The sequence below is a fragment of the Streptomyces sp. NPDC097981 genome (genome assembly GCF_040302565.1).
In the GTDB taxonomy this organism is placed as follows: domain Bacteria; phylum Actinomycetota; class Actinomycetes; order Streptomycetales; family Streptomycetaceae; genus Streptomyces.
In genome coordinates this window covers 1-12,832 of the sequence record NZ_JBEORW010000008.1, presented here as the reverse complement: position 1 = coordinate 12,832, position 12,832 = coordinate 1, and the positions used below count along the sequence as shown (strand labels likewise).

At 72.6% G+C, this 12,832-nt stretch carries 13 protein-coding genes and 1 pseudogene; 6 read left to right on the top strand and 8 right to left on the bottom strand.

Features of this window, described 5'->3' with window-relative positions:
• The first annotated feature begins 18 nt into the window (after positions 1-18).
• Genes ABTY04_RS10085 through ABTY04_RS10075 form a run of 3 tightly spaced genes read left to right on the top strand, consistent with a single transcriptional unit; the run spans position 19 to position 2,884 of the window.
• Positions 19-894 (top strand): YndJ family protein, encoded by an 876-nt coding sequence (locus ABTY04_RS10085; RefSeq protein ID WP_352212885.1) that lies wholly within the window; start codon positions 19-21, stop codon positions 892-894.
• Positions 891-1,424: a DUF1990 domain-containing protein gene (locus ABTY04_RS10080; RefSeq protein WP_352212884.1), complete on the top strand. Its 534-nt coding sequence runs from the start codon at positions 891-893 to the stop codon at positions 1,422-1,424. The genes ABTY04_RS10085 and ABTY04_RS10080 overlap by 4 nt, the downstream gene beginning before the upstream one ends.
• Positions 1,425-1,444: 20 nt before the next feature.
• Positions 1,445-2,884 carry a lipase maturation factor family protein gene (locus tag ABTY04_RS10075; RefSeq protein WP_352212883.1) on the top strand — a complete coding sequence of 480 codons (1,440 nt, stop codon included), beginning with the start codon at positions 1,445-1,447 and terminating at the stop codon, positions 2,882-2,884.
• Here ABTY04_RS10075 and ABTY04_RS10070 read toward each other — a convergent pair.
• Entirely contained in the window at positions 2,870-3,853 is a 984-nt protein-coding gene (locus ABTY04_RS10070; protein ID WP_352212882.1) for an NAD-dependent epimerase/dehydratase family protein, read from the bottom strand. The genes ABTY04_RS10075 and ABTY04_RS10070 overlap by 15 nt on opposite strands.
• Before the next feature lie 200 nt (positions 3,854-4,053).
• Complete coding sequence (locus ABTY04_RS10065; RefSeq protein ID WP_352212881.1) at positions 4,054-4,227, bottom strand: hypothetical protein; 174 nt, start codon at positions 4,225-4,227, stop codon at positions 4,054-4,056.
• Between the two features lie 343 nt (positions 4,228-4,570).
• Between ABTY04_RS10065 and ABTY04_RS10060 the strand changes: the two genes are divergently transcribed.
• A complete protein-coding gene (locus ABTY04_RS10060; protein ID WP_352213044.1) occupies positions 4,571-5,098 on the top strand; it encodes an HD domain-containing protein in 528 nt (175 codons plus the stop codon).
• A gap of 114 nt (positions 5,099-5,212) precedes the next feature.
• Here ABTY04_RS10060 and ABTY04_RS10055 read toward each other — a convergent pair whose 3' ends face one another.
• Positions 5,213-6,706, bottom strand: a complete 1,494-nt coding sequence (locus tag ABTY04_RS10055; protein WP_352212880.1) for an SDR family NAD(P)-dependent oxidoreductase — start codon at positions 6,704-6,706, stop codon at positions 5,213-5,215.
• 246 nt (positions 6,707-6,952) lie between these two features.
• On the opposite strand from ABTY04_RS10055, the pseudogene ABTY04_RS10050 reads away from it, so the two are divergent.
• Positions 6,953-7,765: pseudogene (locus ABTY04_RS10050) on the top strand (DMT family transporter); the annotation flags it as partial.
• 24 nt (positions 7,766-7,789) lie between these two features.
• Here the strand turns inward: ABTY04_RS10050 and ABTY04_RS10045 are convergent.
• Positions 7,790-9,034 carry a transglycosylase family protein gene (locus tag ABTY04_RS10045; protein WP_352212879.1) on the bottom strand — a complete coding sequence of 415 codons (1,245 nt, stop codon included), beginning with the start codon at positions 9,032-9,034 and terminating at the stop codon, positions 7,790-7,792.
• Positions 9,035-9,219: 185 nt separating this feature from the next.
• On the opposite strand from ABTY04_RS10045, the gene gnd reads away from it, so the two are divergent.
• Positions 9,220-10,662 carry an NADP-dependent phosphogluconate dehydrogenase gene (gnd, locus tag ABTY04_RS10040; RefSeq protein ID WP_352212878.1) on the top strand — a complete coding sequence of 481 codons (1,443 nt, stop codon included), beginning with the start codon at positions 9,220-9,222 and terminating at the stop codon, positions 10,660-10,662.
• Here the strand turns inward: gnd and ABTY04_RS10035 are convergent.
• The 4 genes from ABTY04_RS10035 to panD all read right to left on the bottom strand — a co-directional run bounded on the left by ABTY04_RS10035 (position 10,659) and on the right by panD (position 12,511).
• Positions 10,659-10,877: a hypothetical protein gene (locus ABTY04_RS10035; RefSeq protein WP_352212877.1), complete on the bottom strand. Its 219-nt coding sequence runs from the start codon at positions 10,875-10,877 to the stop codon at positions 10,659-10,661. The two genes, gnd and ABTY04_RS10035, sit on opposite strands and share 4 nt — an antisense overlap.
• 222 nt (positions 10,878-11,099) lie before the next feature.
• Positions 11,100-11,729, bottom strand: a complete 630-nt coding sequence (locus tag ABTY04_RS10030; protein WP_352212876.1) for an aspartate/glutamate racemase family protein — start codon at positions 11,727-11,729, stop codon at positions 11,100-11,102.
• A complete protein-coding gene (locus ABTY04_RS10025; RefSeq protein ID WP_352212875.1) occupies positions 11,723-12,076 on the bottom strand; it encodes a GNAT family N-acetyltransferase in 354 nt (117 codons plus the stop codon). Before ABTY04_RS10025 ends, ABTY04_RS10030 begins: the two co-directional genes overlap by 7 nt.
• 15 nt (positions 12,077-12,091) lie before the next feature.
• Positions 12,092-12,511, bottom strand: coding sequence for an aspartate 1-decarboxylase (gene panD, locus ABTY04_RS10020; RefSeq protein WP_352212874.1), 420 nt, complete (start codon positions 12,509-12,511; stop codon positions 12,092-12,094).
• Between the last annotated feature and the right edge of the window lie 321 nt (positions 12,512-12,832).

The following is a 12,832-nucleotide window of genomic DNA, read 5'->3' as shown; positions in this document are numbered from 1 at the left end:
CTCGGAGGGGAGTCTGCGGTGCAGGTACTGGTGCGCCTGATCGTCACGCTGGGCATGCTCTACGTCATCCCCGCCGGCCTGCGTCTGATCGACCCGGCCGGACTGCGCCGGACCGCCCGGATCTGGCCGCTGCTCGCCGCCCCCGGAGCCCTGTGCCTCTGGCTGCCGCGCGGCGCCCCCGCCGCGGCGTTCGCCGCACTGTACGCCGCGGCCACCCTGGCGCTCGCGGCCCGGGCCCCGGCCCGGCTGCTGCGGGCCCTGCGGACCGCGTCCGGGGGGACACGGACGCTCGCGCCGGCGGAGATCGCCGTGTTCACCGCGCTGGTCTCGCCGTCCGTCGCCGGGACCGCGCTCGTCGCCGAGCGCGCCGGGTACCGGCTGTTCGGCTTCGACCTGGACATCCTGGCGCTGACCGTGCCGCACTTCCACTTCGCCGGGTTCACGGCGGCCCTGGTCGCCGGGCTGGTGTGCCGGGCCGCGGCACCCGATCGCGGTGCGGCACCGGCCCGCTGGGCCGCGTACAGCGTCCCCGGCGGGACCCTGCTCGTCCTCCTCGGGTACTTCGTGGACGACTGGGTGGAACTGGCGGGCGCGGTGGTGCTGACCGGCGGGATGTGGGCGGTCGCGCTCATGACCTGGCGGGAGATCCGGCCCGCCGCACGGGACCGCGCCACCGGGGCGCTGCTGGCGGCCTCGGCGACGGTCCTGGTGGCCACCATGCTGCTCGCCCTGTGGTGGGCGCTCGGCGAGGCCGCCGACCTCGTGCACCCCACCTTGACCTGGATGGCCGCGACCCATGGTCTCGGCAACGCGCTCGGCTTCGCCCTGTGCTCGCTGCTGGCCTGGCGCCGGCTGGCCGGGGACGCCACCCGACGGGAGGAGACCACCCCATGACCCGACTCATCAATGCCGGCCGGCCCGCCTTCAACCACCCCGACCGGGGTGCGACGGAGCGCCGCCCGCTGCCCGCCGGATACAACCACCTGCACCACCGCACCCGGATCGGCCACGGGCAGGCCGTCTTCGAGACCGCCGGAACGGCCGTCACCACCTTCGGCGCCCACCGGGCCTCGGGCCTGTTCGTCCGGGCCGGCCACGGCGCGGTCCGGCCCGGGAGCCGGGTCGTGGTCGGGATCGGCTTCGGGCCGCTGCGGATCAGCGCGCCGTGCCAGGTGGTCTGGACCGCTTACGAGCCCACGCGCATCGGTTTCGCGTACGGGACGCTGGCCGGCCACCCGGAGTGCGGGGAGGAGTCCTTCATGGTGCACCGGGACCCGGACGGCACGGTGTGGTTCGAGGTGACCGCCTTCAGCCGCCCGGCGGCCTGGTACACCCGGCTCGCGGGCCCGGTGGTCCCCTTCCTGCAGCAGTGCTACGCCCGCCGGCTCGGCCGCACCGTGCGCAAGCTGGCCGCCGCGGCCTGATCGGCTCGATACTGGAGGGGATGGACTGGTTCACGGCGCCCGGTTACTGGCTGGGCCGGCTGATCTTCCAGCGGGCCCTCGCCGGCGTCTACCTGTTCGCGTTCCTCGCGGCCGTCCTTCAGTTCCGGGCACTGATCGGGGCGCACGGCATGCTGCCCGTGCCGCGCTACGTGCAGTACGTGCCGTTCAAACGCGCCCCGAGCCTGTTCCAACTGCGCTACTCGGACCGCTTCTTCGCCGGTTGCGCCTGGGCGGGCGCGGCGGTGTCCGCGGCTCTGGCCGCGGGGGCGGGGGACCTCGTTCCGCTGGGTGCGGCCATGGGCATGTGGGCGCTGCTGTGGCTGTTGTACCTCTCGATCGTGAACGTGGGCCAGACCTGGTATTCCTTCGGGTGGGAGTCGCTGCTGCTGGAGGTGGGCTTCCTCGCGGTCTTCCTCGGCAACGAACGGGTCGGGCCGCCGGTGCTGGTGCTGTGGCTGCTGCGCTGGGTGGTCTTCCGGGTGGAGTTCGGCGCAGGGTTGATCAAGATGCGCGGGGACTCCTGCTGGCGCCGGCTCACCTGCCTCTACTACCACCACGAGACGCAGCCGATGCCGGGGCCGCTGAGCTGGTTCTTCCACCACCTGCCGAAACCGCTGCACCGGGTGGAGTGCGCGGCCAACCACGTGACGCAACTGGTGATCCCGGTCCTGCTGTTCACTCCGCAGCCCGTGGCCTCGTACGCGGCCGGGGTCATCGTGGCGACGCAGCTGTGGCTGGTGCTGTCGGGCAACTTCGCCTGGCTGAACTGGCTGACGATCACCCCGGCCCTGTCGGCGGTCGACTTCACGGGACTCGCGGGACCGCCGCCGGCCGCCGCTTCGCGTCCGGCGCCCGTCTGGTTCGCGGTCCTGGTGTGTGCGGTGACCGTGCTGGTGCTGGTGCTGAGCCGGCATCCGGTGCTCAACATGGTCTCGCGGCGCCAGGTGATGAACCGCTCCTTCGACTCCCTCCACCTGGTCAACACATACGGCGCCTTCGGCACGGTGGGCCGGATCCGGGACGAGGTGGTCGTCGAGGGCACCGCGGACCCGGTGCCGCGGGAGGACGGCGCGTGGCGGGAGTACGGGTTCAAGGGCAAACCGGGGGATCTGCGCAGCATTCCGCGCCAGTTCGCCCCGTACCACCTGCGGCTGGACTGGCTGATGTGGTTCGCGGCCCTCTCCCCCGGCTATGCGCGGGACTGGTTCGGGCCGTTCGTGGAGCGGCTGCTGGTGGGCGACCGGGACACTCTGCGGCTGCTGCGCCACAATCCCTTCCCGGACGCCCCGCCCGTGTACGTGCGGGCCCGGCTGTACCGCTACCGGTTCACCACCTGGCGGGAGCTGCGCGAGACGGGCGCGTGGTGGCACCGCAGGCTGCTGCGCGAGTACCTCCCGCCGACTCGTCTCGCGGAAGCGTCCTGGTCAGAGCCCGAGTAGCGCCGCCTCGCGCTCGGCGTCGAGGCCGGGCGCGGGCCGGTCGGGGCGCTGTGGGGGCACTCCGCCGAGCGAGGTGAGCCATGCCCAGGTGTCGGCCACGGTCTCCTCGACCGGGCGGCACTTCAGGCCAGCCGTGTGCGCCTTGGTGACGTCGCCGCCGTACATGTAGTCGTGCTGGTCGCCCTCGGGGAGCCAGAGCGGCAGTTCGGTCCAGGGCTGCACGCCGGCCTCCTCGATCCGTGCCGGGTCGGTCCAGCGGAGCTCGGCGCCGCCGCCGGTGACGGCCGCGCAGGCTTCGAGGAACCGGTTCATCGTGGCGTGCCCGGGCGGGCAGACCACGTTGTACGGGCCGCCGAGTCCGGCCCCGGCGGCGTCCAGGGTCCAGGCCGCGAGGTCGCGTACGTCGATGTACTGGACCATGGACCCGCTCGGGCGCGGGGCGAGCATCGGCCCGCCGCGGGCGGCACGGTTCAGCCACCAGGGAAGTCGGCCGACGTTCTCGTACGGCCCGAGGATCAGTCCGGCGCGGACCAGCAGGGCCCGGTCCCCGAAGGCGTCGGTGGCGGCGATCTCGCCGCCCCGCTTGTCCTCGGCGTAGGCCGTGCCGTCTGCGTCAGCAGAGCCCTCGACCAGCGGGCCGTCCTCGGCCATCCCGGCGGGGGCGGGGTACCGGTACACCGAGCGGCTGGAGATGTACGTGTAGTGTCCGGCGCGGCCGGCCAGCAGCCGTGCGCTGTCGCGCACGGCGGTCGGTGCGCCGCCCCAGGTGTCGACCACCAGGTCCCACTCCCCCGCGGCGAGGGCGTCCAGGCCCCCGGCCGCGGTGCGGTCGCCGTGCAGGGTGCCGGCGCCTTGCGGCGGCGCGTGGTGCCCGCGGTGGAAGACGGTGACCTCCCAGCCCCGCGCCAGGGCGTCCTCGGTGACCGTGCGTCCGACGAATTCGGTTCCGCCCAGCATCAGTAGCTTCATGCGGTCCAGCCTGCCGGGGCGGGGCTCCGGCAGGAAGTCTTGATCGCTCACAGCGATGCCGCTCAGGGCGTACGCCGGACGGGAACCATGCGGGCATCCTGCGCGGTCCGCGGCTCCAGGCCGGGGCGGGCGCAGCACCGCGCCCCCGTCGCCGGTCGGCTCGGGGGGCGCTGTGGGACGTCGTGCGTCGGGCGTCGGGGCTAGTCGATGCCGGGCAGGATGTGGGACTCCGCCAGGTCGTCCTCGTAACCCGCGAGCCGGATCGGGGCGGACCGGGCCCAGACTTCGAGACTGCCGAGCTCGTCGGCGTTGCGGCTCCGCCTCGCCGTGTGCTCCTTCAGCGTCTCGTCGGACTTCGTCGTCGTGTCTGTCACCGCGCACTCCTTTGTGTCGCGTAACCCGGAGGGCAAGCCGCGCACCGGGCACAAGGGGTAAAGGGTTTCCGGACGCGGTGGCGCCATGGTTGAGCCTGGCCTGGATGCGGCCGTCTTGTGCCACTCAGGGTACACATATGAGCGCGCCCCCGCTCGATGGATTGGCAAAATCCACTCGACGGCTTGATTTCTCCGCGCGTTCAGGAAGTCGTACGCCGGTGTGCCCGTGACGGGTGGTCTGCTCGACGCCGGCAGCACGACTGGAGTGCAGGCAGCGGAGGGAGCGGCGGTGGCGAGGTCCGGAGTGCCGGGGGTGCCGAGGGTCGACAGCGTCGAGGAGCTGATGGAGCTGCTGCTCGCGTGCCGCGGGGCGTGGGACACGCCCGACCGCAGCGGGGACCCGGTCGATCTGCACGATCACGGGCTCCAGACTGCTGCACTGCTGCGCCGCTCGCATCCGTTCGACAAGGAGCTGCAAGTCGCCGGCCTGGTGCACGACCTGGGCCACCTGCTCTTTCCCGGGGACGACGCGGGCCACGCCGACCATGCGGCGCAGGCGATCCGTCCGCTGCTCGGAGAGCGCGTGGCCCGGCTGGTTCGGCTGCACGTGCCGGCCAAGCGCTGCCTGACGGCCCTGGAACCCGGCCGGGCGCTGTCACCGCAGAGTGCGCTGACCCTGCGGGCACAGGGCGGGCCGATGGACGAGGCGGAGATCCGGGCCTTCGCCGCCGACCCGGATGCGGAAGCGGCGGTGACGTTGCGCCAAGCGGATGACGCGGGCAAGGTCGTCGGGCTCGACGCGGGGGTGATGGAGGACTGGCGCCCGGTCCTGGAGCTGGTGGCGGCGGGGGCGTACGAGCGCACGCCGTGAAACGGCCGTGCCCCGGCCCCCTCGGGAGGGGCCGGGGCACGGGCTGCCGGACGGGCGACAGGCAGGGGCGCGGGCGGCAGGCAGGCGGGCGCGGGCGCGGGCGCGCCGGGCGGTCTACCAGTTGGCGGGCGCGTAGTCCTTGAGGAAGACGCCGTACAGGTCCTCGCCGGCCTCGCCGCGGACGACGGGGTCGTAGACCCGGGCCGCACCGTCGACGAGGTCGAGGGGGGCGTGGAAGCCCTCCTCGGCCAGGCGCAGCTTGTCGAAGTGCGGGCGCTCATCGGTGATCCAGCCCGTGTCGACCGAAGTCATGAGGATGCGGTCGCTCTCGAACATCTCCTGGCCACTGGTCCGCGTCACCATGTTCATCGCGGCCTTGGCGGCATTGGTGTTCGGATGTCCCGCGCCCTTGTAGCCGCGGCTGAACACGCCTTCCATCGCCGAGACGTTGACCACGTACGCACGTCCGCTGGACGCCCTGCGGGCGGCCTCGGCCATCGCCGGCCGGAGCGCGCTGATCAGGATGAACGGCGACGTGTAGTTGCACAGCTGGGTCTCCAGCAGCTCCACCGGGGAGATCTGGTCGATGGTCTGCACCCAGGTGTTGGATTCGACGACATCGGGCAGCAGGCCGCCCGCATCGATGGCGGTGCCGTCGAGGTGCCGTTCGATGCTGGCGTTGCCCGCGACCAGGGCGAGGTCGGCGACCTTCTGCGCATCGAGCCCGCTCACGCCGACGGGCAGCGCCGCCAGGCCGTCGACCGCACCGGAGTTGAACGCGCCGATGACGTGGTGGGCGGGGAGCTCCCCGGCCGGCAGCGGGGCGCTCTCCCCCTCGACCAGCGCGGCGTACGCGGTGGGCAGGCGGCGCACGGTCTGCGTCGCGTTGTTGATCAGGATGTCGAGCGGACCGGCCTCGGCCACCTGGTCGGCGAGCGCCACGGCCTGGGCCGGGTCGCGCAGGTCGATACCGACGACCTCCAGGCGGTGCATCCAGTCCGCCGAGTCGTCCATCGCCTTGAAGCGGCGGATGGCGTCCTTGGGGAAGCGGGTGGTGATCGTCGTGTGGGCGCCGTCGCGCAGCAGCCTCAGCGCGATGTACATGCCGATCTTGGCCCGGCCGCCGGTGAGCAGCGCACGCTTGCCGGCAAGGTCGGCGCGGGCCTCGCGCTTGGCACGGTTCTCGTCGGCGCACTGCGGGCAGAGCTGGTGGTAGAAGTAGTCGACCTCGACGTACCGCGTCTTGCAGACGTAGCAGGAGCGCGGGCGCTGGAGTATCCCGGCGATCCGGCCGGCCTCCGTGACCGAGGAGGGCAGGATGCCCTCGGTCTCGTCGTCGATGCGCTCGGCGGAGCCCGTCGCGGTGGCCTCGGTGACGGCCTTGTCGTTGGCGGTCTTGGCGGCGCGGCGATCCTGGCGGCGGCGCTGCTTGACCGTGCGGTAGATGCCCGCGGTGGCACGCCGTACGGTGATCGCGTCGGGGTGGTCGACGTCGAGCTGGTCGAGCTCGTCGAGCACGCTGAGGCAGACGGCCATGCGCTCCGGGTCGATGCCCGGCCCGTAGGCGTGCTCGTCCCCGCTCACGTGGTTGTCTTCGGTCACCGTCATGGGCGCTGCCGTTCCTTGATCACTCGTCCGCGTCCGCGTGCTGCGGAAGTCCCCAAAACCGCCACTGTACGGATCCGACGCGCCCGGAACCAAACCCGCCGCCCCACCCCTCACGCACCGCGACGGGGACGTCACCACGAGCAGGGTCGAGAGGGTCTGTACTCCTCCCGGAGTATGCCCGGAGTATGACCGGTGACCACCTGTAGGGGGAGGAAAAGGCAGCTCAGGTGCGGCATTGTGGATTTCATGAGTGCCCTAGCGCTGTCAGTCCTGCTCTGCCTGGTGTCCGCCCTCGCGTACGCGGGCGGCGCGATCGTCCAGGAACAGGTCGCGGCCACCACCCCGGACCGCCCGTACGCGCCGCTGCTCCGGGCCGGCTGGTGGTTCGCGGTCGGGCTGAACGGCCTGGGCGCCCTGCTGCACGTGGTGGCCCTCGCGTACGGGCCGCTGAGCCTGGTGCAGCCGCTCGGCGCGCTGACCATCGTCTTCGCGCTGCCGATGGCGGCGGTCTTCGTACGCCGCCGGGCGGGTGCGGCGGCCTGGCGCGGTGCGGTGCTGGCCACGGTGGGACTTGCCGGCTTGCTGGCCCTGACCGGTGGGGGCGGGGGCGGGGGCCATCCGCTGGCGGGCGGGGAGCGGGGCCTGCTGCTCATCGTCACCGGGTCCGGGGCGGCCGTGCTGTTCCTGGCGGCGCGCCGGATGCACCGGCCGGTGCTGCGCAGCGTGCTTCTGGCGGCGGCGGCCGGTACGGCCTTCGGCATGGCCTCGGTGTTCACCAAGTCGGTGGCCGAGGGCTTCGCACCGGACGCGCTGGGCTCGCTGTGGCCCGATCTGGCGGCGATCGCCGTCCTGGCGTCCTGCGGCCTGCTGCTCTCGCAGGCGGCCTACCGGGGTGCGGGCCTGACCGCGCCGCTGGCCACGGTGACCGTGGTCAACCCGGTGGTAGCGGCGGCGGTCGGCATCTCCCTGTTCGACGAGGGCTTCCGTTACGGGGCGGCGGGCACGGCGGCGGCACTGGTCAGCGCCCTGCTGGCGGCGGCCGGCCTGATCCTGCTCACGGTCGTGCCGCCGCACGTGCGGGGGTCAGATGTCGACGCCGCGACCGCGGAGGTACTTCAGCGGGTCGATGTCGGAGCCGTAGCCGGGGGACGTGCGCATCTCGAAGTGGAGGTGCGGTCCGCTGGTGTTGCCGGTGGAGCCGGAACGGCCGATCCGCTGGCCGCCCGACACCTGCTGCCCGGCCTTGACCCCGAGCGCCGACAGGTGCGCGTACTGGGAGTACCGGCCGTCGGCATGCCGGATGACGACCTGATAGCCGTACGCACCGGCCCAGCCCGCAGAGACGATCTCGCCGGGGCCGACGGCCTGGACGGACGTCCCGGTGGCCACGGGAAAGTCGACGCCGGTGTGGTAGCCGCTGGCCCAGGAGGACCCCGCGACGCGGTAGGCGGTGCCGATGGCGGCGTCCACGGGGGCGACGAAGCCGCCCGAGGCCGGCTTCTGCTGCGCTGAGGCGGGCACGGGGGCGGGCTTCTCGGCGGGCTTCTCCGCCGGTTTCTCCGCCGGTTTCTCCGCCGGCTTCTGCGCGTTCGGTTCCACGGGTTTGACCGGCTCGGCCGTCCGCGGGGGCTTCTCGGGGTTCTGCGCGGGCGGCGCGCTCGGCGCGGCGGTGATGCGCAGGGTGAGCCGCTGACCCGGGAAGATCAGGTTCGGATTGCCGCCGACGGTGGCCCGGTTGGTCTCGTACAGCGCCTGCCAGCCGCCCTCCACGTGCCGGCTCGTGGCGATCGCCGAGAGGGAGTCGCCGGGCGCGACGACGTACGGGTTCGGCAGGACCGAGGTCCCGGTCGGGCTGGGCGTGGCGGTCTGCGGGGCGGCGGGCTTGACCTCCTGGACCTGGACCTTCACGCCCTGGCCCTGGCCCTGTGGGGAGACGGCGGGCGCCGGGCCGCTGCGGGAGAGCCCGGCCTGCTTCCCGCACACCGGCCAGGCCTGCGGGCCCTGCCCGCCCAGGACCTTCTCGGCGACCGCGATCTGCTGGTCCTTGGTGGCCAGGTCGGCGCGGGCGGCGTACGCAGCGCCGCCGAAGGCGCGCCACGTGCTCTGGCTGAACTGGAGCCCGCCGTAGTAGCCGTTGCCCGTGTTGATGTGCCAGTTGTTGGTGGACTCGCAGTCGGCGACCTTGTTCCAGGTGTCCACCGAGGCGGCGTGGACGGTTCCGGCGCCGATCAGAGGGAGTGCGAGCCCGGCGCCACCGGCGGTGACGGCGAGCGAGGCGCGGTTGATGCTGCTCGGCTGGTACCGGCGGTGCCGACCCCGTACACCCATGGGAGCCCCCATTGAAGACATCAGGAACCGCACAACTTAACGGCGCGATCAGAGCATGACAAGGGGCGCAACAGAGCGCACGCTCACGGAAGTTGACATTCTTTCGCATGGCGCGAGATCTGCAGGCATCTCTGCCCATGTAGCGTCGCTTTCACCCGCACATCGAGGCACTCAGGAGCGCATGCATGAGCAGCACGGCCCAGATCGGCGTCACCGGGCTCGCGGTGATGGGAAGCAACCTCGCCCGGAACTTCGCCCGCAACGGCTTCACCGTCGCCGTCCACAACCGCACGGCCGCGAAGACCACTGCCCTGGTAGAGGAGTTCGGGCACGAGGGGACCTTCGTCCCCGCCGAGTCCGCGAAGGAGTTCGTGGACTCGCTGGAAAGGCCGCGGCGGCTGATCGTCATGGTGAAGGCGGGGGAGCCGACGGATGCGGTGATCCGCGAGTTCACCCCGCTGCTGGAGCCTGGCGATGTCGTCATCGACGGCGGCAACGCGCACTTCGAGGACACCCGGCGGCGCGAGAAGGAGCTGCGCGAGCAGGGCATCCACTTCGTGGGTGCGGGCATCTCGGGCGGCGAGGAGGGTGCGCTGCTCGGCCCGAGCATCATGCCGGGCGGCTCGGCCGAGTCGTACACGTCCCTCGGCCCGATGCTGGAGAAGATCTCGGCGAAGGCCGCCGACGGTACGCCGTGCGTCTCGCACGTGGGCCCCGACGGCGCCGGACACTTCGTCAAGATGGTGCACAACGGCATCGAGTACGCCGACATGCAGCTCATCGCCGAGGCCTACCACCTGCTGCGCGAGGTGGCCGGCTACTCCCCCGCGAAGATCGCGGAGACCTTCCGGGCGTGGAACCGGGGCCGGCTGGACTCGTACCTGATCGAGATCACGGCGGAGGTGCTCGCGCACACGGACGCCGAGACCGGGCGCCCGTTCGTCGACGTCGTGGCCGACGCGGCCGAGCAGAAGGGCACCGGCCGCTGGACCGTGCAGATCGCGCTGGACCTGGGCGTGCCGGTGTCGGGGATCGCGGAGGCGGTCTTCGCCCGTGCGGTTTCGGGCCACGCGGACCTGCGTACGGCCGCCCGGGGGCTCGCGGGCCCGGCCGCTGCGCCCCTGTCGGCGGAGGCGGCGGACGCCTTCGCCGCCCAGGTGGAGCAGGCCCTGTACGCCTCGAAGATCGTCTCGTACACCCAGGGCTTCCACCAGATCCAGGCGGGCAGCGAGGAGTACGGCTGGGGCGTGGACCGGGGCGCGGTGGCGTCGCTGTGGCGGGGCGGCTGCATCATCCGGGCGGCGTTCCTGGACCGGATCCGCACGGCGTACGACACCCAGCCGGACCTGCCGAGCCTGCTGGCGGATGCGGGCTTCGCCCAGGAGATCGGCGCGGCCCAGGAGGACTGGCGGGCCGTCCTGGTGGCGGCGGTGCACCACGGGATCCCGGTGCCCGCGTTCGGCGCCTCGCTGGCGTACTACGACGCCCTGCGTGCGGAGCGGCTCCCGGCGGCCCTCACCCAGGGCCAGCGGGACTTCTTCGGGGCGCACACGTACCGGCGCACCGACCGCGAGGGCTCGTTCCACACCCTCTGGAGCGGCGACCGCTCCGAGGTCCGCACCGCCTAACCGGCGCTCCGCTCCGCGCTGAGCGGGCCGGGCTGCGGGATCGGCGCGGGCCCGGGCGGCGGCGGTACCGGCTCGGGCACCGGCGTGGGCACGGGCGGCACGGGCCGCGGGATGGGCTCGGGATCCGGGAAGGGATGCGGCTCGGGCGTGGGCGGCACGGGATCCGGTCCGGGGACGGGCGGCTGCGTCTGCATCTGCTCTTCATATCGCACCATATGCCCCACCTTCCCCGGAAACGGATGCGTACGCCCACCGAAAACGGCGCCCCCGGCGGCACGAAGCCGCCGGGGGCGCCGTCATCGTCTTTCGACACGACGGCCCACGAGCAGGAACACCGTCGAGCCCTGCATCACAAGCTCAAGCAGTGGCGCGGACCGGCCACCCGCCACGACGGGACCGCCACCGGGACGGCCGCATGATCGACATCTGCGTGCGGATCAACCGACGGCCTGGAGGGCCGCGGTGAGGCCGGGGGCAGGGCTGGCGAGGACCGGGATGGGGGTCCTGGTCAGGGACGATGCGTCCGCCATCGAGGCCTGGGCCAGGACGATGGCATCCGCGTCGGTGACGGCGTCGGCCGCCTCGGCCACGAGGGCGAGGTAGCCGGCGGTGTCGCCGGCCTCGAAGCGGGGCCACGCGTCCGCGACTAGGCGCGTGGTGACCGACACCTGGCGGCCGACTCGATCGGCCTCCTCCGCCACCAGGGCGACCGTCGGGGCCAGCGTCGACTCCACGGTCGCCAGGACCGTGACGCGCGGGCCCGCACGGACGGCCTCGGCCGCCATCGGGCGGTCGACGCGGAGGACCGGGACGCCGAGGGACGGCTCCAGGGACTCCGCGACCCCGCCGATCGTCGAGCAGGTGACGAGGACCGGGCCGGAGGAACCGTCCAGCAGGGCGCGGACGGCCGGAGCCACCGAATCCGGGCCCTCCGTACGGGCCCGGTCCAGCAGCTCCGGCGCCACGAGGTGGCGCAGCACGGCCCCGGGGTGGTCGCGGTCGCGCAGGGCGTCGAAGACCGGCACGTGGACCGGCGACGTGTGGAGCAGCGTCAGGGACGTCACCACAGGTCGGGGCTTGCGTCGAGCTGCGCCTTCGCCGCCGCCACGACCTCGGCGGGCGCCTCGGGCGCCTGGTCTGGGTGCCGGGCGGCCCAGCTCGCCGCGTACGGGCACAGCGGAACCACGGGCACCCCTTCGGCGGCGGCGATCCCGTAGAAGGCCTTCACCAGGTCCCCGGCGATCCCGCGCCCCTCGTGCCCGGGCTCGACGATGGTGTGCACCGCCACCAAGGCGTGGGGCGCCGGGTCGAGCACGAAGTACGCGATGAGGCCGACCACCTCACCGTCCTCCACGGCGAGCAGCCGTCCGGCCTTGCGGTCGTCCTTGAACTCGATGGCCCCGCTCTGCGACATGGTCCCCGACTCCCCTCAGACAGCCACCGCGTGGGGGCTGCGCTCCTGGTCCGTTCCCGGTACCGGGGCGGACGGGTCCGCGCCCAGTTCGATGATGCGATTGTCCGAGTCGACGTGCACGACCCGGGGCTTGAGCACCCGCGCCTCGGCGTCCTCGACCTGCGCGTAGCTGATGAGGATGACGAGGTCCCCGGGGTGCACGAGGTGTGCGGCGGCGCCGTTGATCCCGATGACCCCGGATCCGCGCTCGCCCTCGATGACGTACGTCTCCAGCCGCGCACCGTTGGTGATGTCCACGATGTGGACGAGCTCCCCGGGCAGCAGATCCGCCGCGTCGAGCAGGTCGGCGTCGACGGTCACGGAGCCGACGTAATGCAGATCGGCCTGGGTGACCGTGGCGCGGTGAATCTTGGACTTGAACATTGTCCGAAACATGAAATAACTCCCGAAATGTCTGCTCCCTGCCCGCTTCACGCAGGTCAAGGGCGATCCCGGCAGCTTACAACCGTTCACACGTTCGGTCAGCTTCCCCAGGATTTCCAGGACCCACGCCGACCGACTGCCGACTTTTCCGGCGCACCGTCAGCACGGTACGAGTGACCCTCCCGCGCCCTCCGGCTCCCTGTGCGACGACAACCGGTCGAGGCGCACTCGGGGGAAGTAAGGGTTGTCCCGTAAATGATCTTCGAGTGGCCTCGGGCATGGCGGGCTGCCGTGCGGCCTGCTCGCTTATCCGGCGAGGGTGAGGTTGTGCAT